The organism is Amycolatopsis sp. NPDC031561, assembly GCF_055580625.1.
The window spans coordinates 907929-930738 of the sequence record NZ_JBVILA010000001.1 but is presented as its reverse complement, the minus strand read 5'-3'; the positions used below and the strand labels follow the sequence as shown (position 1 = coordinate 930738).

General features: G+C 68.5%; 23 protein-coding genes. 8 read left to right on the top strand and 15 right to left on the bottom strand.

Annotated features, from left to right (window positions below):
* Window positions 1-116: 116 nt before the first annotated feature.
* The 5 genes from ACZ5IK_RS04535 to typA form a co-directional block, all read right to left on the bottom strand.
* Window positions 117-1031 carry an ABC transporter permease gene (locus ACZ5IK_RS04535; protein ID WP_465486704.1) on the bottom strand — a complete coding sequence of 305 codons (915 nt, stop codon included), beginning with the start codon at window positions 1029-1031 and terminating at the stop codon, window positions 117-119.
* 1 nt (window position 1032) lies between these two features.
* Window positions 1033-2049, bottom strand: coding sequence for an ABC transporter permease (locus ACZ5IK_RS04530; protein ID WP_101613496.1), 1017 nt, complete (start codon window positions 2047-2049; stop codon window positions 1033-1035).
* Between the two features lie 181 nt (window positions 2050-2230).
* Window positions 2231-4036: an ABC transporter family substrate-binding protein gene (locus ACZ5IK_RS04525; RefSeq protein WP_465486531.1), complete on the bottom strand. Its 1806-nt coding sequence runs from the start codon at window positions 4034-4036 to the stop codon at window positions 2231-2233.
* Between the two features lie 287 nt (window positions 4037-4323).
* Window positions 4324-6033 (bottom strand): ABC transporter family substrate-binding protein, encoded by a 1710-nt coding sequence (locus ACZ5IK_RS04520; RefSeq protein WP_465486703.1) that lies wholly within the window; start codon window positions 6031-6033, stop codon window positions 4324-4326.
* A gap of 711 nt (window positions 6034-6744) precedes the next feature.
* Window positions 6745-8667, bottom strand: coding sequence for a translational GTPase TypA (gene typA, locus ACZ5IK_RS04515; protein WP_101610467.1), 1923 nt, complete (start codon window positions 8665-8667; stop codon window positions 6745-6747).
* 209 nt (window positions 8668-8876) lie between these two features.
* On the opposite strand from typA, the gene ACZ5IK_RS04510 reads away from it, so the two are divergent.
* On the top strand, window positions 8877-9035 hold the full coding sequence (locus ACZ5IK_RS04510; protein ID WP_007028942.1) for a hypothetical protein: 159 nt from the start codon (window positions 8877-8879) through the stop codon (window positions 9033-9035).
* A gap of 20 nt (window positions 9036-9055) precedes the next feature.
* On the opposite strand, the gene ACZ5IK_RS04505 is transcribed toward ACZ5IK_RS04510, so the two are convergent.
* Window positions 9056-9355 (bottom strand): YciI family protein, encoded by a 300-nt coding sequence (locus tag ACZ5IK_RS04505; protein ID WP_101613497.1) that lies wholly within the window; start codon window positions 9353-9355, stop codon window positions 9056-9058.
* Between the two features lie 343 nt (window positions 9356-9698).
* On the opposite strand from ACZ5IK_RS04505, the gene trpS reads away from it, so the two are divergent.
* Window positions 9699-10664: a tryptophan--tRNA ligase gene (gene trpS / locus ACZ5IK_RS04500; protein WP_101610468.1), complete on the top strand. Its 966-nt coding sequence runs from the start codon at window positions 9699-9701 to the stop codon at window positions 10662-10664.
* Between the two features lie 49 nt (window positions 10665-10713).
* On the opposite strand, the gene ACZ5IK_RS04495 is transcribed toward trpS, so the two are convergent.
* The 3 genes from ACZ5IK_RS04495 to ACZ5IK_RS04485 all read right to left on the bottom strand — a co-directional run bounded on the left by ACZ5IK_RS04495 (window position 10714) and on the right by ACZ5IK_RS04485 (window position 13335).
* A complete protein-coding gene (locus ACZ5IK_RS04495) occupies window positions 10714-11103 on the bottom strand; it encodes a (deoxy)nucleoside triphosphate pyrophosphohydrolase (protein ID WP_465486530.1) in 390 nt (129 codons plus the stop codon).
* A 91-nt stretch (window positions 11104-11194) separates the two neighbouring features.
* Window positions 11195-12610 (bottom strand): ATP-binding protein, encoded by a 1416-nt coding sequence (locus ACZ5IK_RS04490; RefSeq protein ID WP_465486529.1) that lies wholly within the window; start codon window positions 12608-12610, stop codon window positions 11195-11197.
* Entirely contained in the window at window positions 12607-13335 is a 729-nt protein-coding gene (locus tag ACZ5IK_RS04485; protein WP_101610470.1) for a response regulator transcription factor, read from the bottom strand. Before ACZ5IK_RS04485 ends, ACZ5IK_RS04490 begins: the two co-directional genes overlap by 4 nt.
* Before the next feature lie 144 nt (window positions 13336-13479).
* Between ACZ5IK_RS04485 and ACZ5IK_RS04480 the strand changes: the two genes are divergently transcribed.
* Genes ACZ5IK_RS04480 through ACZ5IK_RS04470 form a run of 3 tightly spaced genes read left to right on the top strand, consistent with a single transcriptional unit; the run spans window position 13480 to window position 16438 of the window.
* Window positions 13480-14571 carry a LolA family protein gene (locus ACZ5IK_RS04480; protein ID WP_465486528.1) on the top strand — a complete coding sequence of 364 codons (1092 nt, stop codon included), beginning with the start codon at window positions 13480-13482 and terminating at the stop codon, window positions 14569-14571.
* Window positions 14568-15563, top strand: a complete 996-nt coding sequence (locus tag ACZ5IK_RS04475; protein WP_465486527.1) for an ABC transporter ATP-binding protein — start codon at window positions 14568-14570, stop codon at window positions 15561-15563. Before ACZ5IK_RS04480 ends, ACZ5IK_RS04475 begins: the two co-directional genes overlap by 4 nt.
* Complete coding sequence (locus ACZ5IK_RS04470; RefSeq protein WP_465486526.1) at window positions 15560-16438, top strand: ABC transporter permease; 879 nt, start codon at window positions 15560-15562, stop codon at window positions 16436-16438. Before ACZ5IK_RS04475 ends, ACZ5IK_RS04470 begins: the two co-directional genes overlap by 4 nt.
* Before the next feature lie 57 nt (window positions 16439-16495).
* Here ACZ5IK_RS04470 and ACZ5IK_RS04465 read toward each other — a convergent pair whose 3' ends face one another.
* From ACZ5IK_RS04465 to ACZ5IK_RS04455, 3 genes are read right to left on the bottom strand one after another with little or no spacing between them, the layout of a single operon-like run.
* Window positions 16496-17518 (bottom strand): ABC transporter ATP-binding protein, encoded by a 1023-nt coding sequence (locus ACZ5IK_RS04465; protein WP_465486525.1) that lies wholly within the window; start codon window positions 17516-17518, stop codon window positions 16496-16498.
* Window positions 17518-19131: an ABC transporter permease gene (locus ACZ5IK_RS04460; RefSeq protein WP_465486702.1), complete on the bottom strand. Its 1614-nt coding sequence runs from the start codon at window positions 19129-19131 to the stop codon at window positions 17518-17520. Before ACZ5IK_RS04460 ends, ACZ5IK_RS04465 begins: the two co-directional genes overlap by 1 nt.
* An 11-nt stretch (window positions 19132-19142) precedes the next feature.
* A complete protein-coding gene (locus ACZ5IK_RS04455; protein WP_465486524.1) occupies window positions 19143-20195 on the bottom strand; it encodes a thiamine ABC transporter substrate-binding protein in 1053 nt (350 codons plus the stop codon).
* Window positions 20196-20270: 75 nt separating this feature from the next.
* On the opposite strand from ACZ5IK_RS04455, the gene ACZ5IK_RS04450 reads away from it, so the two are divergent.
* Window positions 20271-20561, top strand: coding sequence for a 4a-hydroxytetrahydrobiopterin dehydratase (locus tag ACZ5IK_RS04450; RefSeq protein WP_465486523.1), 291 nt, complete (start codon window positions 20271-20273; stop codon window positions 20559-20561).
* 386 nt (window positions 20562-20947) lie between these two features.
* Here the strand turns inward: ACZ5IK_RS04450 and ACZ5IK_RS04445 are convergent, their stop codons facing one another.
* Genes ACZ5IK_RS04445 through ACZ5IK_RS04435 form a run of 3 tightly spaced genes read right to left on the bottom strand, consistent with a single transcriptional unit; the run spans window position 20948 to window position 21892 of the window.
* Window positions 20948-21286 carry a winged helix-turn-helix transcriptional regulator gene (locus ACZ5IK_RS04445; RefSeq protein ID WP_465486701.1) on the bottom strand — a complete coding sequence of 113 codons (339 nt, stop codon included), beginning with the start codon at window positions 21284-21286 and terminating at the stop codon, window positions 20948-20950.
* A gap of 31 nt (window positions 21287-21317) precedes the next feature.
* Complete coding sequence (locus tag ACZ5IK_RS04440) at window positions 21318-21692, bottom strand: type II toxin-antitoxin system death-on-curing family toxin (protein WP_465486522.1); 375 nt, start codon at window positions 21690-21692, stop codon at window positions 21318-21320.
* Window positions 21689-21892 carry a CopG family transcriptional regulator gene (locus tag ACZ5IK_RS04435; RefSeq protein WP_465486521.1) on the bottom strand — a complete coding sequence of 68 codons (204 nt, stop codon included), beginning with the start codon at window positions 21890-21892 and terminating at the stop codon, window positions 21689-21691. Before ACZ5IK_RS04435 ends, ACZ5IK_RS04440 begins: the two co-directional genes overlap by 4 nt.
* A gap of 222 nt (window positions 21893-22114) precedes the next feature.
* Between ACZ5IK_RS04435 and ACZ5IK_RS04430 the strand changes: the two genes are divergently transcribed.
* Together ACZ5IK_RS04430 and ACZ5IK_RS04425 are read left to right on the top strand one after the other, a co-directional pair.
* Window positions 22115-22291, top strand: coding sequence for a DUF2716 domain-containing protein (locus ACZ5IK_RS04430; RefSeq protein ID WP_465486520.1), 177 nt, complete (start codon window positions 22115-22117; stop codon window positions 22289-22291).
* A gap of 85 nt (window positions 22292-22376) precedes the next feature.
* A complete protein-coding gene (locus tag ACZ5IK_RS04425; RefSeq protein WP_465486519.1) occupies window positions 22377-22751 on the top strand; it encodes a hypothetical protein in 375 nt (124 codons plus the stop codon).
* Window positions 22752-22810 lie beyond the last annotated feature (59 nt).

Here is a 22810-nt window from a genome sequence, read left to right as displayed (position 1 = left end):
TTGAGGGAAAAGAGGAGGGGGGGACAAGCCATCACCCCACCCCCCCTAAGGCTGGTGAATCCCCTTTTTCCGTGGGGGGGCGGGGGGGGGGTCCCCTCCCCCCGCTAAAGCAGGTGTTACGCCTTCATCCGGCGCTGCCGCGGGTCGAAAGCGTCCCGCAGGCCGTCACCGATGAAGTTGATCGTCAGCGAGATCAGCACCAGCACGACGAACGGGCCGAAGAACAGCGCTGGCCGGTTCTGCAGCTGCGAGTAGTTCTCGAGGATGACGCGGCCGAGCGAGGTGTCCGGCAGCTGCACCCCCAGCCCGATGAAGGACAGCGCCGCCTCGATCAGCACGGCCTGCGCGACCGCGAGGGTCGCGTTGACCGTGATGAGACCGACCATGTTCGGCACCAGGTGCTTGAACACGATGTGCATCGTCCCGGCGCCGGACGCGCGAGCGGCGTCCACGAACTCGCGCTGGGACAGGGACATCGACTCGGCCCTGGCGATACGGGCGATCGACATCCAGCCGAAGGCCGCCAGCACCATCGCGACGATGTACCAGGCACCACCGCCGAACACCTTCGCCAGGATCGCGGCCGCGGCGATCTGCGGGACGATCAGGAACAGGTCCGTCACCCGCGAGATCGCCGAATCGGTGAACCCGCGCAGATACCCCGCCATGGCCCCGAAAACGGTGCCGATGGTGGTGGCGACGATCGACACGATGAGCGCGATCAGGAGCGAGTACTGGGTACCGCGCAGGATCTGCGACACCATCTCCTTGCCGACCTGCGTCGTCCCGAGCGGGTAATCCCCGCTGGGCTTCGCGAAGGACGGGAAGGAACTGTCCTCGTAGTCGTACGGCCAGAAGATCGGCATGATGATCACGGTCAGCACGAGGATCAGCAGGATCGCCGTACAGATCATGGCCAGCTTGTGCCGCAGGAACTTGCGCAGGACCAGCTTGCCCTGACTCCGGGGCTCGGGCAGCGCTTCCGGGGAAAGCTTGCCTTCGGCGTTGTCCGCCGTGATTAGGGAATTCAAGTCAGCCAACGCGAATCCTCGGGTCCAGGATGCCGTACATCAGGTCGGCGATCAGGTTGGCGATGATGATGCTCGTGGCGATGACCACCAGCCAGCCCATCATCACCTGGGGATCGCTCTTGGTCACGGCTTCTACGAGCAACTTACCCATGCCGTTCCAGTTGAACACCGACTCGGTGATGATCGCGCCCGAGAGCACGGCACCGAAGTTGACGGAGAACAACGTGGTCACCGGGATCAGGGCGTTCCGGAACGCGTGGCGGAAGATGACCCGCCCGTTGGCGAGGCCCTTGGCCCGCGCGGTCCGGACGTAGTCGGCGTTCAGCGTCTCCAGCATCGAGGCCCGCTGGAACCGGCTGTACGCGGCGAAGCTGATCGCCATGATGGACAGCGTCGGCAACAGGTAGGCGCCCACGTAACTGGCCAGGAACCCGCCTGGACCGTCGAAGTTCAACGATTCAGGGCTCGTGGTGCGAATCCAGGGATTACCGAGCACATCGGACAGTCCCAGGTCCCGGACCCAGCCGTTGAACTGGATCGCGTATCCCTTGAGGACGATCGCGACACAGAAGATCGGCATCGAGAACAGCAGGAACGCCAGCGTCGTCGCGATGTAGTCGATGATCGAGTACTGCTTGACAGCGGCGACGACACCGACGAGGACGCCGAGGACCAGCGCGAGCAGTTCCGCGCCGACGACGAGCTTGGCGGTGACCTCGAACGCGGCCATGACCTTCGGGAACACCGGGGCCAGCGCGTTGCCCTGGGCGATCGAAATGCCCCAGTCCCCGCTCACGAAGCTGCCGAGCCAGTCGAAGTACCGGAGAACGATGTTCTTGTCCAGACCGAGCTGACTCGCGATCTGGTTCAAGGTCTCCGGACTCATGGCGGGGTTGCTTCTCAGCTCACCCAGCGGGTCGCCCGTGCCGGCGACCATGATGAAACACAGAAAAGTCCCGACCAGCAGGACGGGGATCGAGATCGCCAGACGGCGAAGGATGTAGATCACCAGGTTCAACGAACTGCTCCTCATCCGGGCCTGGCCGCCGAAGTACTGGACCGCTGCCCGGTTGTCCACCGTAGTGGCGGTAACCCTACGGTCAACAGCTACTTCCGGCGGGTACGGGGCCCGGCTTTTGACCGGGCCCCGTACCACCAGGATCGCGTAGGCGAATGGTGAGAAAAAGCGGGCCTAGACCCTACTTCTTCTGCTCCCACTCACCGACGTTCCACAGGACACCGTTGTACGACTGCATGTAAGTGCGGTCGATGCCCTTGAACGCCCACATGGACGGGGTCTGGAACAGCGGCAGCGTCGCGTACTCGTCCGCGATCGCCTGGTCTGCCTTCTGGTAGTTCTCCAGCTGCACGGCCTCGTCGGTGGCCTTCACGGCCGCCTCGAACGCCGAGTCGATCGTCGGGTTGGACAGGCCCTGGTAGTTCTGGCTGCTGTCGTCGACCCGGGTGATGTAGATCGACTTCTGCTCGGCCTTGAACGGAGCGGCCGACCAGCCGAAGAGCGCGACGTCGTAGTCGCCGGCCGCGAGACGGCCACCCTTCAGGAAGTTGGCGTCGGTTTCGTCGGTGATCTCGATACCGGCGAGCTTGGCCTGCGAGATCACGATCTCGACGGTCTGCGTCCGGCGGGCGTTCTGGTTGTGCGAGATCTTGAACGAAGCGCGCTTGCCGTCCTTGGCGAAGATGCCGTCAGCGCCCTTGGCCCAGCCGGCCTCGGTCAGCGTCTTGGCGGCGGCCTCGGCGCCGAGACCGGCCTTGCTGCCGTACAGGTCCTTGAAGCCCTGCTCGCCCGGCATGAACACGATGCTGTTCAGCGGGGTCGCGTCGGCCTGGACTTCCTTGAGCAGCTTGTCGGTGATCTCCTGGCGGTTGACCACCTCGAAGAACGCCTTGCGCAGCGACTTGTCCGCGAAGATCTTCTTGTAGTTCAAGTCGAAGTGCTCGAAGGTCAGCTGCGAGCCCGAACCGTAGGTCACGCCCTGAGCCGAAAGGCTCTTGAGGGTGTTGGCCGCGGTGGCGTCCGGCTGGGTCGACGCCGCGACGTCGATCTCACCGTTCTGCAGCGCGGTCGCCATGGCCTTGGTGTCCTCCATCGCCCTCACGACGATCTTGGAGGGGCCACCCTTGCCACCGATCCACTTCGGGTTCTTCTCGAGCGTGACGGCCTTCTGGTTGGCGTCGAACGCGGTGATCTTGTACGGGCCGGACGCCGGCATGTTCTCGGCCTTGAAGCCCTTGAAGTCGTTCGACCAGAACTTGCCGGCGGCGGTCAGCTGCGCCGCGTCGCCGGTCGGGGCCAGCTTGGTGATGTCGGGGATGTTCGTGTTCTTCTCGATGATGTGCGCGGGCATGATCGCGGTCGAGTTGAACAGACCCTTGTAGTCCAGGTACGGCTCGGTGTACTTGGTCTCGAAGGTGAGGTCGTCCTTGCAGGTCGCCTCGTTGATCAGCGAGTAACCGGTGGTCGAGGCCGCGAGGAAGGCCTGCTTGCCGTCCGCGGTCTTCGCCTTGCCGCTGTGCGCCAGCCACGACAGGTACATGTCGTCACAGTCGAACGCCGCGTCGTCGGACCACTTGACGTTCGGCTTGATCTTGTAAACGACGGTCTGCGGCTCCTTGGTGGTGACCTCCCAGGAGTCGAAAACGTCGTTGTTCAGCAGCACCTTGTTGTTGCCGTCGAGCACGTCGGCACCGGCGAGCACGGCAGTCAAGATGTAGGTGTTGTACGACGAGTTGGTGTCAGGCGTGTCGTTGTTGTAGCCCGAGTACCCGTCATCGATGCCCACCGTGACGGTGCCTTCGTACCCCGGGGTGTCCGCGAGTTTGAAGTTTTCGCCGTTCTGCGCCTTGCCGACCGCCATGCTCTTGATGTCGGTCGACGACCCGTTCTGGTCGGTACTGCCGCTGTCGCCACCGCTGCATGCGCTCAGCACAAGCGCGGAGGCCGCGACGAGCGACCAGGCGGAGACTGCCTTGGACTTCCTCATGAAGTGTGCCCTCCTAGCACTGGGCTCCTGAGATCGGAACAGGACCCCACACCGCTCCGGTGAGATGGCCCGGAGCCTATGACACGCCAAGCAACACTCATTTGGCGCACTGCGGGTGCACGCTAGAAAGGAAATGCACGAACAGTCACCAGTTACGGGGGGATCGTGACCAAAGGGTAACTTGCGGCTGACATCGAGAAATACAGTGGTTACCTGGAGGAATCAGTCGGCCACTCGAACGTGCCGGGAAAGGTCACCCTCCAGGGGCGAACTTCGACTCGAATCGGCTACTTCGGACCGCGCGTCCAGTTCACCGCCGACCCGAAAGGGCCCACCATAGGAGGACCTGCGGTTACTCCGGAAATACCAGAGCCGATGGCCAGGGTATCGGCCAGCTGGAACAACGGAATGGCAACATTCCGACGCCACAATTCCGGTTCCAGGGTCGAAAGCGTGTCGACGACCGGCGTGGTGCCGGTCAGCGCGGCGTCGATCGACGGCTGCAGGGCCGGGTCGCAGAAGCCCAGCGGGTTCCCCGGGACGACGGCCTTGGTCTTCTCGGTGAGCTGATCGGGGCGGCAGCCGAAGGTGGACGCCAGCGCCGACGCGACGTCCGCACCGCCGGTGACCTGGCCGATCACGGCGATGTCGATGCCGACGTTGCCCGCGCCCTCCGGCGTCGTCTGCTGGATCCCGTTGAGCACCGGCATGGCCAGCAGGGTCGAGAACAGCTCCCTCGGCTGCGGCGCGATCGCGTTGACCTCGATCCCCGCGGCCACCAGTTGCGCCGTCAGCTCCTTGGCGATCGTCGCGTACGGCTCCTGCTTGGCGGGTGAGGCCACGACCAGCGAAAGGTTCTTCCCGTTCTTGCGCCAGGTCCCGACTTCCTTGGTGTACCCGGCGGATTTGAGCAGCTCCTCGCCCCTGGCCGGATCGGCCGTCGACGGCGGGCCGGGCGCCGGAATCGTGGGCTGGAAGCCGGTGGCCGACGGGACGCGGACCTGGGCGTCGGCGCGGAGCTTGTCCGACGGGCCGCCCTCCGCCGCCTCGGTGATCAGCTTGCCCCGGTCGATCAGCGCGGTGACGCCTTCGCGCACCTTCGGATCCGACAGCGTCGGGCTCACCGGCCGCAGGAGGATCTGCGCGACCGTGGGGCGGGCGACCGTGTGCAGCTGGACCGCGGAACCGAGCTCGCCGAGCCGTTTGAGACCGGTGCCGTCGGTCCTGGTCATCACGAACTGGTCGTTGCCGCTGCGCAGAGCGGCCAGTGTGCCGTCCTGATCGGCCGCACGGAGCACGATCCGGTCCAGTGCGGAGGGTTTCTCCCAGTAGCGCTCGTTGCGCTCCAGGACGACCTCTCCGCGCGCCGTGTCGAGCCCCTTGATCGAGTACGGCCCGGCGACGGCCGGGAACGTGCTCGCCAGCGCGCCCTGCCAGCCGTTCGGGGCGTCCTTGAGCAGGTGCGCGGGCAGGAGGTTGTTGAAGAGCGTCTGCCAGCCCGGGTACGGCTTGCCGAAGGTGACTTCGACGCGCTTGCCGCCTTCACGCGACTGGATGTCGGAGATCAGCCGGTAGCCCGCGGCGCCGATGACGCCGGGCTGATCGCGCATCGCCTCGCGGAGGTAGGCGAAGTCCTCGGCGGCGATCGGCGCGCTGTCGGACCAGGAGGCGTCCGGCCGGATCGTGTAGGCGACCGTGAACGGCTGCTGCGAGACGACCTCGGCGGACTTCATCAGGTTCTTGTCCAGCTCGAAGCTGCCGTCGTCCTTCGGGCGGAACACCGACGGGAGCAGCAGCTGCGAGAGCGCGGACGTCACCTGGGAGGCATCGGCGAGGTTGTGCGGGTTGTAGCCGCCGAGAACGTCGTCGACACCCACGACGACCTGCGAAGGCGCCTTCGTGGTCGAAGTGCTCACAGGGGAGGCTGAGGAGCTAACCACGGGCGGGGGCGGGGTGTTGCTGCAAGCAGCGAGGAGCACGGCCGCGCACGCCAGTATGGGCGCCGCTGTGTTCACTACCCGCACGCCTGAATCCTCCTGGTTTGTCCCTCGCCCCGCCGCCATAGAGCTACCACGCCCGGCACGGCCTTGACAGCGAGATTCCCATATCGGCCCGGCCGTCGCCCGACCGGATGCCGCCCCTCCGGTGGACGTCCGGGAGCCCCGGGAGGTTCCCTGGCCGGGCCGAAGGAAACTTTTCGGTGCCGCGAACGGCCGCCGGAACGCGCCGGAAATCGGTTCCGCGAGCCCGGAACATTCCGGAACGCCCGCCGGAATGTTCGCCACCGGACGATTCATGGCAAAACGATCGTGATCACTTCGCCGGTGCCGTTCTCGCGTCGTTTACCGAAGGGAAGCTCTCCGACGAGTCCTCATCGGACGCATTTAGGATCCCGCGTTTTCACGGCGGCGTTCTCGGGACCGCACTCTCGCGGCCGGGGAAGACCGTTCCGGCGTTGTGAACACCGTCCAAAAAGGAGAACGACTTCGTCCTCGGAATTGTCGGGAAAGGACTCCTTTTCACCGGAAACACCCGATCGAATACGGTGCGTGACCGCCGGAACCCCCGGAATGACGAAGGGCGCTTGCTCACGTTGAGTGAGCAAGCGCCCCTTCCCACGGAAACGCGATGAAGGGGCGCCTCCCCGCCCAACCAGAGGTTGAAGCGGGTCGACGCCCCTTCGGCGCGTTTACGTCTGCGCGCGGAGACTAGCCGCGGTTCTTGTTGCGGTTGCGCTCCTTAGCCCGCTGGTTGACGTCCAGCGTGACCTTGCGGATCCGGACGACGTCGGGGGCGACCTCGACGCATTCGTCGACGGAGCAGAACTCCAGGGCCTCTTCCAGGCCCATCTTGCGCGGGCGGGCCAGCGTCTCCATCACGTCGGCGGAGGACTGACGCATGTTCGTCAGCTTCTTCTCCTTGGTGATGTTGATGTCGAGGTCCTCGGCGCGCGGGTTCTCGCCCACGACCATGCCCTCGTACACCTCGGCGCCCGGCTCGACGAAGAAGGTGCCGCGGTCGGCCAGCTGGATCATCGCGTACGCGGTGATCGGGCCGGAGCGGTCCGCGACCAAGGAACCGGAGTGGCGGGTGCGGATCTCGCCCGCCCACGGGAAGTAGCCCTCGAAGACGTGGTTCGCGATACCGGTGCCGCGGGTCTCGGTGAGGAAGTCGGTGCGGAAGCCGATCAGGCCGCGCGCCGGGAGGACGTAGTCGAGCTTGATCCGGCCCGAGCCGTGCCCGCCCATGTGCTCCATGCGGCCCTTGCGAGCGGCCAGCAGCTGCGTGATGCCGCCGAGGTGCTCCTCCGGGGAGTCGATCGACAGGCGCTCGAACGGCTCGTGCAGCTTGCCGTCGATCATCCGGGTGACCACCTGCGGCTTGCCGACTGTCAGCTCGAAGCCCTCGCGGCGCATCTGCTCGACGAGGATCGCCAGCGCCAGCTCGCCACGGCCCTGGACCTCCCAGGTGTCGGGACGCTCGGTCGGCAGCACCTTGATGCTGACGTTACCGATCAGCTCCTGGTCGAGGCGGGCCTTGACCAGACGGGCGGTGACCTTGTCGCCGCCGCTGCGGCCGGCCAGCGGCGAGGTGTTGACACCGATGGTCATCGAGATGGCGGGCTCGTCGACGGCGATCCGGGGCAGCGCCTCGGGGTTCTCGACGTCGGCCAGCGTGTCGCCGATGGTGATCTCGGGGATGCCCGCGATGGCGACCAGTTCGCCCGCGCTGGCCTCGGTCGCCGGGACGCGGGTGAGCGCCTCGGTGACGAGCAGTTCGGAGATCCGGACGTTCTGGATGGTGCCGTCCTCGCGCATCCAGGCCACGGTCTGGCCCTTGCGCAGGTTGCCGGAGTGGATGCGGATCAGCGCGATCCGGCCGAGGAAGTTCGACGCGTCGAGGTTCGTGACCAGCGCGCGCAGCGGGCCTTCCCGGTCCGCGAAGGGCGGCGGCACGTGACGCAGCAGGGTCTCGAACAGCGGGTCGAGGTTCTCGCTCTCGGGCACCGCGCCGTCGGCGGGCTGCTCGAGGCTCGCCTTGCCCGCTCGCGCGGAGGCGAACACGACCGGCAGGTCGAGGATCGCGTCGAGGTCGGCGTCCTCGATGTCGCCCGCCAGGTCGAGCAGCAGGTCGTGGGTCTCCTCGACGACCTCGGAGATCCGGGCGTCGGGACGGTCGGTCTTGTTGACCACGAGGATCACCGGCAGGCCGGCTTCGAGGGTCTTGCGCAGGACGAACCGGGTCTGCGGGAGCGGACCCTCACTGGCGTCGACCAGCAGGACGACGCCGTCGACCATGGCCAGTCCACGTTCGACCTCGCCGCCGAAGTCGGCGTGGCCGGGGGTGTCGATGACGTTGATGGTCACCGGGCCGTTCTCGGTCTCGCGGTGGATGGAGGTGTTCTTCGCGAGAATGGTGATGCCCTTTTCCCGCTCGAGTTCCCCGGAGTCCATCACGCGGTCGACGAGTTCGGCGCGCTCCTCGAAGGCGCCGGACTGCCGGAGCATGGCGTCGACGAGGGTCGTCTTGCCGTGGTCGACGTGTGCGACGATGGCGACGTTGCGCAGGTCGGGCCGGGTCTTGCCGGAATGGCGGCCGGCATCGACTGCGGTGGCGCTGGCTGCGGGCACGCGAAGGCTCCAAAGGTTTCAAGTTCGGGTGTGGTGCCCGCGCCGCCTCGAGTGCTCACTCACGCGATCGAGTAACGTCGGCCGACTTTGGCCATACGCAGACCACACCAGGGTACCTGTAGCCGAACTGTGAGCACCCCCACGCCCCAAGATCGGTTAGCCTCACCTAACGTGAAGGCGTCGCCGACGTAGTCCGACGAGGAGCTCGAGTGGGCAAGAAACTTCCCGACGACCCGCACAAGCTCGTGCGCAAATGGATGAAGTCCGGCAAGGTCAAGAAGAAATGCTGCAGGTCGAAGTCACGGTGCGGAAAATGCCCCGTTCTCGCCCTGAAAAAGGCGAAGACGAAGATCGCGAAAGCGGCCTGACAGCGGCCTCGTGGAGATCGTCAGTGCACCACCGCCTCGTTGACCGCCCGCAGTTCCGGCGCGGTCCGGGTCGGCGAGAATTCGATCACCTCGTAGGCGGCCATGTGCTTGATCGAGAAGGGGTCGGTCGCGAGGATCGCGTCCAGCTTTCCCCTGGCCATGGGCCTGGTGATGATGACGCCGCCGACGCGGGGGTTCCGCCTGCCGGAGGCGAGGAAATTCCCGTGCTCGTACTGCTTGGTCAGCCAGTCGGCGTGATCCGGGAGCACGTAGTCGACTTCTTCGATAGGCGCGGTGTAGGTCAACAGGACGACATACATGAGATGAAGGTAGACCCGGATCGCCAAGATGACGGGCGTACTGCCTCGGCCGATATGAAGTGTTGACGCGACGTGCCCGGAATGAGTGACGCGCGCCTTTTCTCCCCCGCGTTTAGTCCTCTTGTTGCGGTAGTTCGACACCAACCACCGCAACAAGAGGACTACTTGCGGGACCTGGGTAGGATGACGGGCATGCGCGCGCAGAACGCCCAGTGGTGGCCGCCCTCCGGCGGCCCCGCAGTCCTGCGCTGAACCACTCCAGCGCACCACCAGGCCGCCCCACCGGGCGGCCTTTTTCGTGCCCGGACCCCGGGGCGGCCCGAATCCGGAAGGAAGAAGGCAGATGATCAGGTTGTCCGGGATCACCCCGTCCGGCCACGTCCACGTCGGGAACCACCTGGGGGCCATTCGGCGCTGGGCGGACGAGGGCGGGCCGGACGACCTGTACTTCGTCTCCGACCTGCACGCGATGACGAACTCGCACAATCCGGCGAAGCTGCGCTCGATGGCTTCCGAGCAGCTGGCCGTGCTGATCGCGGCCGGGATCGAGCCGGACCGCGTGTTCGTGCAGTCCGACATCGCCCGCGAGCTGGGCGCCCTCAACTGGGTCCTCGAGTGCACCTGCAACTACGGCGAGGCCGCCAGGATGATCCAGTTCAAGGAGAAGTCGAAGGGCCAGGCGGGCGTCCGGCTGTCCCTGCTGACCTATCCGGTGCTGATGGCGGCGGACATCCTGCTGCAGGGCGCGGGCGAGGTCCCGGTCGGCGAGGACCAGCGGCAGCACGTCGAACTGGCGAGAACGCTGGCGAAGCGGTTCAACTCCACCTACGGCGACGTGTTCACCATGCCGAAGGCGGTGCTGCCGCCCGCCGGCGCGCGGATCATGGACCTCGCCGTGCCGACGCGGAAGATGTCGAAATCGACGCGGGAGGAGGCCGGGGTCGTCTTCGTCCTCGACGAGGCAGACCAGGTCAGGCGGAAGGTGAAACGCGCGGTGACCGACGGCGGGTCCAAGCCCGCCTACGCGCCGGAATCCCGGCCGGGGATGGCGAACCTGCTGGACATCCTCGCGGCGTGCGTCAAGGAGAAGCCCGAGGTCCTTGCCGACCGGTACGACTCCTACGGCCAGGTGAAAGAGGCCGTCGCCGAGGCGCTCATCGAGGAACTGCGGCCGGTCCGGGAGGGCGCGCTGGCACTGCTCTCCGACCCCGGTGAGCTGGAGCGGGTCCGCAAGGCGGGTGCCGTCCGGGCGGCGGAGCGCGGCGAGCACCGGCTCCAGTCCGCGCTGCGGCTCATCGGCGCGGGCTGAACGCGCGTGAAGGCCCCCTTCCCGCGGCTCAGCCGAGGGAAGGGGACCTTCACGCGGGAGGTAGCAGGGCGTGGAGAGCCGGGAGCAGGACGCGGTCCGCGGGAAGCCAGTCGAGATCGTCCAGCTCGTGCGCGGACACCCACCGGACGTCCTTGTGTTCCACCGCCCGCGGCTCGGCTCCGGCGGTGACCAGCGAAGCGGCGTAGATCCGCAGCACCTTCCCGTTCGGCAGCGGAACGTCGTCGCCGACCCGGCCCCCGACCGTCACGGCGACGTCCAACTCCTCCTGGCATTCACGCGCCAGGGCGGCCTCGTCGCTTTCGCCGTCCTCGACCCGCCCGCCCGGCAGTTCCCACTGCCCGGCGTGGTCGGCGGGCCAAGCCCGCTGCTGCGCCAGCAACTGTCCGTTCCGCACGAGGGCGGCACCCACGATCACCACGCGCCACACCCTACGACCGCGGGGGGGGGGGGGGGTCCCCCCGCCTCGCCGGGGGGAAGGGGGAGGCCAATGAGTTGTTGCGGCCCCCTCCCTACAATCCTTGCCCCCACACCCCACCCCTCCCTCCGGCGTGGGGGTCCCCCCTCCTTTCGTGGGAGCGGGGGGGGGGGTCCCTCCCCCCGCTGGGCCGCGCCGCCTGCCAGACGATCTGGAACCGCGCCCCGCCATCGGGTGATTCGCCGACGCGCACCCGGCCCCCGCGCCGCCGGACGGCCTCCGCGACCATCGCCAGCCCCAGCCCGGTCCCGCCGGAGGACCGCGCCCGCGAATCGGAAACGCGGTAGAAGCGGTCGAAGACCCGCTCCCGGTGCTCCGGCGCGATACCCGGCCCGTCGTCGTCGACCACCACCCGCACGGTGGACCGCGCCGCCAGCACCGAAACGACGATCTGCCCCCGCGCGTACCGGCCCGCGTTGCGCAGCAGATTGCTCAGCACCAGCTCGACCTCGGCGTGGGTGGCCAGCGCCCACGCCGTCCCGGCAGTGCCGCTCACGCGGATCTCCGGCGCGTCGGCGGGCATCCGCGCGACGGCCGCCCGAACCTCGCTCACCAGCTCGACAGGTTCCGTGGGCGGCACCTCCCCCGCGTCCGACCTCGCCAGCGCCAGCAGCCCGTCGAGCAGCGCGGAGAGCCGCTCCGCCTCTTCGAGGATGTCGGAGAGCGTCTCCTGGGCGAGCTCGGGGTCGGGATTGGTGACGGCGACCTCGGCCTGCACACGGATCGACGCGACCGGCGAGCGGAGCTCGTGCGCGGCGTCCCCGGTGAACCGCCGCAGCCGGTCGGCGCCTTCTTCCTGCCGCGCCAGCAGGGCGTTGAACTCCTCGGCCAGCGCGCGGAGTTCGTCGTGCGAATCCGGCAACGGGAGCCGCGCGCCCGGCGGGAGCGCCCGCACCGACCCGCGCATCCGCGCCACCGGCCGCAGCGCGAACCGCACCAGCAGCCACGTCGCGATCCCGGCGCCCACCGCGCCCACGGACGCGACCGCGAACAGCCACAGCCCACCGGAATGCACAGCGGTCGCGAAGCCGACCAGGCCCGCGCCCACGACGATGAGCCGTTGCTGTCCGTCGGGCGCGGTGACCACGGTGCCCGCCCAGCGCCAGCTGTGCTCACCGCCGGTCGTGACCGATTCCCCCGCCTTCAGCGCGCGGACCTCCGTGGGGCCGAGGTTCGCGGGTGGCAGGCCGTCCACCGGGCCGCCACCGGTGTCGAGGACACGGACGGTGACCGCCGAGGCCGTCGGCTGCCGCCCTGCCGAGACGTCGGTCTTCGCCGTCTCGAGCTGGACGCTCAGTTCGTCGTCGACCGAGCCGATGAGCAGCGGCTGGAGATTGTCCCCGGCGACCGCCGCCAGCCCGAGCAGGAACCCGAGCGTGACCGCGGCCGTGAGCAGGGTGATCCGGACCTGGAGCGAACGGCGGCGCCACCAAGACGGCGAGCCGATCACCCCTGTCCCGCCGGGGCGATCACTTCGTCCAGCTGCGCGTCCGACGCCAGATATCCGTGCCCCCGCACGGTCCGGACCAGGGCGCCCGCTCCGACGGCGTCGAGTTTGCGCCGCACATAGCCGACGTAGACCTCGACGACGTTGCGGGTCGCGGCCTGTTCGTCACCCCAGACGGCGCGCAGCAGCTCGTCCTTGGTGACCACCGTTCCCGCGCGGCCGGCCAGTACCTCCAGCAGCGCGAACTCGCGCGGGCTGAACGCCACCTCGATGCCGTCGTAGCGGACCTGCCGCAGGCTCCGGTCGACTTCGAGCGCCCCGATCCGCAGCGGCCCGCGGATCGCGTCCGGCGTGGCCCGCCGCAGCACCGCGCGCACCTGCGCGACCAGGACGACGAACGAGAACGGCTTCACGAGGTAGCCGTCGGCGCCGAGGTCGAGGCCGTCGGCCTGATCGACCTCGCCGTCCTTCGCGGAGATCATCAGCACCGGCGTGGTGACGCCGAGCGCCCGCAGCCGTTCGAGCACGCGGTAACCGGAGAGACCCGGGAGCATGATGTCGAGCAGCACGACGTCGAAGGAACCCGTCTGCGCGAGCCGCAGGCCGCTGGGCCCGTCGGCCGCGGTGACCACGTCCATGTCCTCGGCGCGCAGCCCGCGCTGCAGTGCCTTGCGCACGCCGGGTTCGTCGTCGACCACCAGTACTCGAGGTTTCACGTCCTTCATCATTCACGCTTTCACCAGCTCACGCGCGAGCTCTCAGCGCCATCTCAGCTCCGACGGCGGAGTCTGAGTGGTATCTCAGCGTTTCCGGGGAAGCGTTGTCGCCAAGACCCGAGCACACTGGGGCCCGGGGAAACAGGGAGAGACAGCATGGATCCGAAGAGGAAGGCCATCACCGCGGCGGTGGTGGGAACGGCACTGGGCGTCGGCGGGCTCGCCGTCGTCGCGATGCCGGCCACCGCGGGTGACGCTCCGGTCTTGCCGCAGATCAGCGCCGAAGAGCTGGTGCAGTCCACGCTCAACGCGAAGCCGGCGGCGTTCGACGGGAAGGTCAAGGTCAACAACGACCTCGGCCTGCCGCAGATCGGCAGCACGCTGCCGGGGGCGTCCGCACTGAGCATCGACTCGGCGCAGATCTCGACCGACGGCGCGGGCAAGAGCAAGGTGTCGCTCACCGAGGGCTCCAGCCAGCAGACCATCGTCCAGAACGGCCAGTCCGTCTGGGAGTACAACTCCAAGGACAACTCCGCGACCAAGGTGACCATCCCGGCCGGCCTGGCCAAGGAGCACCAGAACAAGGTCGAGGGCAAGGCCGTCGACCCGGCCACGGTGGCTTCGGAGCTGCTCGGCAAGGTGCGTGAGAGCAGCACGATCGCCGTCGACGGGACGTCCTCCGTGGCGAACCGGTCGGCGTACGAGCTGGTGCTGACCCCGAAGCCGACCGAGCGGACGCTCCTGCGGGAGATCCGGGTCGCGATCGACGAGCAGACCCGGATGCCGCTGCGGCTGACGGTGCTGGCCAACGGCACCTCCTCGCCGGCGTTCGAGGTTTCGTTCAGCGAGATCAACTTCGCGAACCAGCCCGCGTCGAACTTCGAGTTCACCCCGCCGAAGGGCGCGAAGGTGACCGAGAAGACCGCCGAGGTCGACCCGAAGAACCGTGAGCTGGCCGAGCAGGCGAAGTCCGAGGTCAAGGTCGTCGGCGACGGCTGGGACACCGCGATCACCGGCAAGATCCCGGCCGACGCGCTGGCCAAGGCCGGTTCCGCGAAGGACGAGGAAGGCCGCCAGGTCGACCCGAAGGCGTTGCTTTCGCGGTTCGCCAAGCCGGTCAGCGGCGCTTGGGGCAGCGGCTGGCTGGTGACCACCAAGGTCGGCACCGGCGTGCTGACCGACGACGGCCGCTATGCCATCGGCGCGGTGCCGGAGCAGGTTCTCTTCGAGGCATTGGCCGCGAAGTGACCACCACGTTCGAAGCCGGGACGGGCGTCTCGCAGGAGGCGTCCGCCCCGGCGGTACCCATGGCGGCCCGCACCAGGGGCCTGCGCAAGGTCTACGGCCGCACGGTGGCCGTGGACCACGTCGACCTCGACGTTCCCGAAGGCGCCGTGCTGGGGATGCTCGGCCCCAACGGCTCGGGCAAGACGACGACCATCCGGATGCTGCTCGGTCTGGTGCGCCCCACCGAGGGCGAGGTCGAACTCTTCGGCAAGAAGATGCCCGACGAGGCGGCGCACGCGCTGCCCGACGTCGGCGCGCTGGTCGAAGGGCCGGGCTTCCACCCTTTTCTTTCCGGGCGGGAAAACCTGCTGCGCGTGGCCGCGGCCGAACCGAGGCTGGCCGCGGCCGGAATCCCCGGCGCGGTCGACGCGGCGCTTGAGCGCGTCGGCCTGACCGACGCCTCGAACCGGCGCTACAAGGGGTATTCGCTGGGGATGAAGCAGCGGATGGGGCTGGCGAGCGCGCTGCTCGTGCCGCGGCGGATGGTCGTGCTCGACGAACCGACCAACGGTCTCGATCCGGCCGGTACCAGGGAGATCCGCCGGATCATCGAGGAACTGCACGCCGATGGTGTCACCGTGCTGGTGTCTTCGCATCTGCTGGCCGAGGTCGAGGCGACCTGCACGCACGTCGCGGTGCTCCAGTCGGGGAACGTGATCGCCCAGGGCGAGCTCGCGGAACTGCTGGAGTCGGGGAACGCGGCGCTGCTGGTGCGGACGCCGGACGCCGAGCTCGCGGTGGAAACGTTGCGGGAGAACAGGATCGGCAGCAGGCTCACGCCGGACGGCGTCCGCGTGGACCTCACCGCCGCCGAAGCTCCCGACGTGCTGCGTCACCTGGTGACGGCCGGGGTGGCCGTGCACGAGGCGGCGCGGGCACGGACCGGACTGGAAGACCTGTTCGCCCGGCTGACCCAGCCGGAGTCCACTGTAGATGGTGAGGGGGAGTCGTGACGCACGCTCTGGCCGCGGCACCCGCGGCACGGACCGGCCAGGACAGTGTCGGCCTGCTCCGGTTGTACCGCGCCGAACTGCGCTGGATCTTCCGGCGGCCCCGCACGCTGGCCGTGCTGGGGCTGCTCGCGCTGATCCCGGTGGTCATCGGGGTCGCGCTGACGCTCGTCGACGAGGCGGCCAATCCCAACGGCGGCGGCAGCGGCGACGGCGCGCTGCTCGCCACCGCGGTCAACAACGGGTTCATCCTGCCTGTCGCGGCCTTGACGATGACGCTGGGATTGCTGCTCCCGCTGGCTTCGGCGATGGCCGGGGCGGATGCGATCGCGGGCGAAGCGGCGCACGGGACGCTGCGCGGCTGGCTGATCGCCCCGGTCGGCCGGGGCAGGCTGCTCGCGATCAAGGCGTTCGGCGTCGCGACGGTTTCGACGATCGCCGTACTGGCCATGACCTTCACCGGTTTCGTCACCGGGCTGATCATCAGCGGCGCCGACTCGATGTTCACCCTCACCGGCTCGACGCTGAGCGTCTGGGACGCGCTGGTCCGCATCCTGTTCGTGGCCGCGTGGGTGATCCTGCAGCTCTGGGCGGTCGGCGCGGTCGCGCTCGCGATCTCGGCGTTCACCGAACACCCGATGCTGGTCGTCGCCTCGGTGCTGGCCGGGACGATCGTGTTCACCATCCTCGGTTTCCTGGACGCGGTTTCGTGGTTGCATCCGTTCCTGCTCAACCAGGACTGGGCGCAAGCACCGGCTTCGGTGCTGATGGATCCGATCGACACGACACTGCTCGGCGAGGGCGCGCTGCGCGCCGCTTGCTACATCGCCATCGGGCTCTCGATCGCCTACGCGCGTCTCACCACCCGCGACGGCTGAGACCCCCCTCGCAACTCGTCCTCTAGTTGCGGTAGTTGCGCTTACGAACTACCGCAACTAGAGGACGACTTGCGGGAGCTGGGCGACGCCGTCAGGGTCCAGAGCCAGCCGCACGGTGTCGCCGGGGCGCAGATCGGCGGTCACCGGCGCGACGGCGTCCACAGTGGACAGATCACCGATCGTGACCACGAGCCGGACGTGCTCTCGCCGGTGCACCACGGCGGTGACCTCGGCCTCGACGCCTTCCGTGGCGACCCGCAGACCGTGCGGCCGCAGCCCCAGCCGCACCGCGCCGTCCTTGACGTCGGGCAAGACGACCTCGCCGAGCGCGCTCCGCACCGTCCCGCCGGACGCCTCGCCGTCGACGAACGTGGTGACGCCGAGGAACCGCGCCACCCCCTCGTCGACCGGCTGCCGCCAGACCCGGCGCACCGCGCCCTCCTGCCGGATCTCGCCGTCGTCGAGGACGGCGACGCGATCCGCGAGAGTGAACGCCTCTTCCTGATCGTGCGTGACCAGCAACGCGGTGATCTTGCTGCGCCGCAACAAAGCCGCGAGATCGATCGCCAGCTGCTCGCGCAGTCCGGCGTCCAAACCGGACAGTGGTTCGTCCAGCAGCAGGAGCCGCGGTTCCGGCGCCAGCGCGCGGGCCAGCGCGACCCGTTGTGCCTGCCCGCCGGACAGTTCGGTGACTCTCCGCCGCTCGTAACCGGTGAGCCCGACCAGGTCGAGCAGCGCCCGGACCCGCTCCGCGTGCTCGGCGCGCGGGACATCGTGCATCCGCAGGCCGAACGCGATGTTCGAGGCGACGTCCTTGTGCGGGAACAGCTGCCCGTCCTGGAACACCAGCCCGAACTCCCGCCGGTGCACAGGGACGCCGGAGAGGTCCTCGCCGTCCCACCGCACGGTCCCCGACGTCAGCGGCTCCAGCCCGGTGATCGCCCTCAGCAGCGTCGACTTCCCCGAACCGGACGGGCCGAGCAGCGCCAGCACCTCGCCGTCGGCGATGTCCAGCCCGGCGTCCTTCACCGCCGCGAAAGCTCCATAGTGGACGGTCAAATCCCGTACCGACAGCGACACTAGAACTCCCCTACCGAATTCTGCCCGCGGACCGCGCCGAACCGGTCGATCAGCACCACCGCCACCACGGTCACGATCATGAGCAGCGCGCAGGCCGCGTAGGCCATCTGGTTGTTCAGCTCACCCGGCCGCGAGATCAGCGTCGCGACGGCGACGGGCAGCGTCGGCGCGTCCGGCCTGGCCAGGAAGCTCGTCGCACCGAACTCGCCGAGCGCGACCACGTAACCGAAACCGGCGGCCGCGACCAGCGAACGCGCCGTCAGCGGGAGATCGATCTCCCGCCACACCCGGCCGGGACTCGCGCCGAGGGTCGACGCGGCCTGCCGGAGCCGGACGTCGACCGACCGCAGCACCGGCAGCACCATCCGCACGATCAACGGGATGATCACCAAAGCCTGCGCGAGCGGGACCAGCAGCGGCGACGTCCGCAGATCGCCCGGCAGCGCGTCGAGCGTGACGAGATAGCCGAAACCGACGGTCACCGCGGACACGCCCAGCGGCAGCATCAGCGCCGCGTCCATCGTCTCGCCCATCCCCCGCGCCAGCCTGCCCGGTGTGCGGCGCAACGCCACCAGCACGACCGAGGCCAGTACCCCGACGATCATCGCGAGCATCGTGGCGTCGAACGCCGTCCGCAGCGACATCGACGCCGCGTCCCAGCCCGAAACCTGCAGCGCACCACGGGAGCCCTGCCCTGCGAGGGCTTCGTACCCCGCGAGGCTCCAACCGTCCGAAGTGGACACCGACTCGAGGAGCAGTGCCACGATCGGCGTCATCAGGAGCGCGATCACCGCGAGACCGGCGGAGACGGCCCACCACTCGCCACCCCTGGGCCGCCGCGCGGTCTCGCTCCGCGAACGCAGCCGGACCGCGTTCTCCCGGCGGCGCCTGGCCAGCGCCCCCACCACGAGCGCGGCGACGACGGCCGCGAACTGCACGAGTGACAACGCGGCCGCGCCGGAGAGGTCGAGCAGGTCGACCGTGCGCAGGTAGATCTCGGTCTCCAGGGTCCGGAACTTCGACCCGCCGAGAATGAGCACGACCCCGAAACTGGTGGCGCAGAACAGGAACACCACAGCGGCCGACGAGGCGATGGCGGGCGCGAGCGCGGGCAAGGTCACCGAACGGAAGGCACGCCACGGCGACGCGCCCAGCGCCCGCGCCGCGTCCACGGTGCGCGGGTCGAGATGGCTCCACAGCCCGGAAACCGTACGCGCGACGACTGCGACGTTGAAGAAGGCGTTGGCCAGTACCAGCGGGAGCAGCCCGCCGTCGGGCCAGAGCGCGCGGAACGCCAGGCCGACCACGACGGTCGGCAGCACGAACGGCACCAGCACGAGGGTCCGGACCAGCGAGACACCCGGCAGCCGCACCCGCGCGAGCAGGAACGCGACCGGCAAGCCCGCGAGCACCGCGACGATCGTCGAAACCCCGGCGCTGGCGACGGTGAATCCCGCGAGCTTCCAGGTCAGCGGGTCGCCGATGGCCGTGCCGACCCCGCCGGAACCGAAACCCCTGCCGATGATCGCCGCGACCGGCCAGGCGAAGAACACCACGAGGAAACCGAGCGGCAGCACGGCGAGTGCGGCCAGCCCGGTTCCCCGGTAAGTCAGCTTGGGCGTGCTCAGCCTTCGAGTAGCGTGCGCCACTGGGCGATCCACTGCTCACGCCCGGCCTGGATCTTGGCCGGTTCGAGCGTCTTCGGCTGCTGCGGCAGCGGCGCGGCCTGCGCCCAGCCCTGCGGGAGTTCGACGCCCTGGCGTGCCGGGTACACGTACATGTTGGCCGCCACGGTCACCTGGAACTGCTGGGACAGCAGGAAGTCCACGACCTTGCGGGCCTTCTCGACCTGCTTGCCGCCCGCCAGCACACCCGCGTACTCGACCTGGCGGTAGCAGGTGTCCAGCAGCGCCTTCGTGCGCGGCTTGCCGTCGTCGCCGAGCTCGGCGGCGGGCGAAGACGCGTAGGAGACGACGATCGGCCTCGGGCCCTTGCCCGAGGAACCGGAGAACTCCTTGGTGTAGGCCTCTTCCCAGCCGCTGACCGTCTTGAGGCCGTTGGCCTTCAGCTGCGACCAGTACGCCTGCCAGCCCTGCTCGCCGAACTGGGCGACGGTGCCGAGCAGGAACGCCAGCCCCGGCGACGACGTCGCGGGGCTCTCGGCGACCATCAGGTCCTTGTACTTGGCGTCGGCCAGATCCGCGAACGACTTCGGCTCGGGGATCCCCTTCTCCGTGAAGTACCGGGTGTCGATGTTGACGCAGACGTCGCCGAGGTCGACGGCGGAGAGCCGGTGCTCGGGGTCGACGGAGTAGCGCTGGGGGCCGCGATCGGCCTCCGGGCTGGTGTACTGCTCGAAAACGCCCTCGGTGAGCGCGCGGGAAGCGAACGTCGAGTCGACGCCGTAAGCGACGTCACCGATCGGGTTCGCCTTGGTCAGCACCAGTTTGTTGGTCAGCGCGCCCGCGTCCCCCTGCTTGAGCACGGAGATCTTGATCCCGGACTGCCGCTCGAACGCGTCGAGGACCTCCTGCGGGGCGAGCCACGAGTCGTGCGTCACGAGCGTGACCGTCGCCGGTGCCTGCGCGTCGTTCCCCGTAGTCCCGGAGAGCGAGCAGCCCGCGGCAAGGGCGGCCACCGTGCCTGCCGCAACCAGCGTGCGGAGGGCGCGTTTCATCTAGCCTCCTGCGTTTTTTCAAGGGGGACCCGTGGCAAACGTGCAGCGTAGCCGACGGCGTACCACCATGGAGTCATGGCGGAAATCTTGAACGACAAGCAGGCGGACGAGGCCGTGACGAAGCTCTCGGGCTGGACCCGCGACGGCGTCACGATCGAGCGGACGGCGAAGCTGCCGAGCTTCCCGAAAGCCATCGAAGCGGTGGACAAGATCGCCGAACTCGCGGAGGCGGCCGACCACCATCCCGACATCGACATCCGCTGGCGGACGGTGACGTTCCGGCTCAGCACGCACTCCGCCGGAGGGCTGACGGAGAAGGACTTCGCGCTCGCGTCGCAGATCGACGGGGTGCTCGCCGGCATGTGACCTCCGCGACGATCGCGCCACGACTCCGCTTCCCGGGCGTCTACCCAGTACGACCGACGAGAAAAGGACGAGTGATGACACAGGCGATCGTGGTGGGGTTCTCCGCATTCGGCGCGATGGTGGCGGCCGCTGCCGGAGTGCTTTGGTACACGGCGCGCGATCGGCATCACCAGCACGATCAGTGATCTTCGCCACACTGGCGCGCGTGAAGTAACGCGGACCCTGATCAACGCGCTGTTCCCGGCGGACCTGTCGCTTCTCTCCCCCGGGGAACCGCCGTGAACAACGCCTCCATCACCGCCGCCCAGCGCGCCTGGGTGACCGTCTTCGCCACCGCCGTCACGCTGCTGACGATCATCGTGCTCGGCCTTCTCGGCTAGCCACTTCTAGCCCGGGTAGGCCTCGCGGGCGGCGACAAGCTCCGGAAGGTGCTTCGCCGCCCACTCGCGGCATGCCTCCATCGGCGCGAACAACGTCCGGCCGAGCGGAGTGAGTTCGTACTCCACTCGCGGCGGTGTCTCGTCGTGCGCCGTCCGCGTGATCATGCCGTCGCGCTCCAGGGCCCTGAGGGTCTCCGTGAGGACCTTCGACGTGACACCCCTCAGCGGCACCCTCAGTTCGGTGAACCGGCGTGGTCCCTCTTCCAGGCAGAGCACGACCAGGCCGGCCCACTTGTCGCCGATCCGGAACGGCGTGAGGTTCGACGGACACTCGGGCGCGAACATGTCCGCTTCCAGTGGCTTCACCCGTCCGAAGTTACCCGAGCGGCTTGGCCCAGACCGCCAGTTCGGCCGCGGCTTCCGCGTACCCGCGCGAGCCGATGGACATCGCGATCACCAGGTCGTACGCGTCGTCTTCCGGCGCGTCGAGGTCGTGACCGTTGAGCCCGTAGAAGACGAACGTCGCCATCCAGGCCAGGCGCTTGTTGCCGTCGATGAGCGCATGGTTGCGCGCCAGCGATTCGAGCAGCACCGCCGCTTTCTCGTGCAGCGTCGGATACGCGTCCCGGCCCATCAACGAGGCCTGCGGCCGGTGCGCGGCCGAGTCGAGCAGCCCGAGATCGCGGATCTTGGGTACCCGGAGATCTTCCGCGAGCGCCAGGAGGTCTTCGACGGTGAGATACTCGATCACTGGGCGAGACGGTCGAGCAGAGCGGCGTAGCGCTCCCGGCCGTTCTTGGACAGCACCCGGACCCTGTCGTCACGGACACGGCGGCCTGCCGCCTCGGTGATGGCGCGAACGGTGGCTTCGTGCTTGCTCACGCCGTCGGCCTCCGCCAGCAGGGCGAGGGCGCGCTCTTGCTCGTCGTTCAACCTCAGGGTCATGGCCATGGGTCGATGATACCACTCTGGTAGCACCCTCCTTCGCGTAATTTCACCGCGTGAGCATCGAGATCCTGGGCGACGCCGAGTACCGGCGCGCGGGGGACCGCTTCGAGTGGCCGGGGATCGACGAGCCCGCGGGGCGGTGATTTGGAGCCTGCCCACCCTCGACGAAGACCCGGGATAGCTGCTGCTGGACCGGATGGTTTCCGTGGATCAGCGCGGGCTGGTGTGCCGACCCCGTTCCCCGACGGCGACTACTACCTCTACCTGACGCCGGACTTCCGGCTCGGCACCTTCGGGCACCCTTGGGAGTACACGATCTGCGTGTTCGGCGACGAACTGGTGTCCGCGATTTCGGCGGAAGTCACCTTGATCCTCGGCAAACCGCTACGCAGGTCTGCGTAGGCCCGATTGCCGCTTCCGGGCCGACGCCCCGAGCGGCTCCGAGCGGGACTCTTCAGTGGTCGAAAACCCAGTGAGGAGTCCCACCATGAACCGTTCCACCGCCGCCGTCGCCAACGCTTTCTTCCTCTTCGCCGGCGTCGCCGGGCTGATCATCCAGATCGTCTCGGGCGTCCCCGGATTCCCGGACATCCCGCCCGGCCCGTTCATCCTCGGCGTGACCGGGATCCTCGTGCTGACCTTGGCCGCCAAGTACCGCTGGATCCTGTTCCTCGGCGTCGCCGCGCCACTGTTCATCCTGGTCGGCGCCCTGCTCGAAGGCTCCTTCTGGGGACGGCTCGCCGACGTGGGCGACTTCGGTCCCTTCGTCGGGACCGTGCTGCTGACCGGCGGGCTGATCGGGGCCATCGCCTGCGGCGGCGTCGCGCTGACCCATGCCTACCGCCACACCACCGTGGGCTGAACCGGAAAAGGGGACGATCGGAGGTTGCTCTGGCGGCCCGGCGACTATTGGCTACTCGA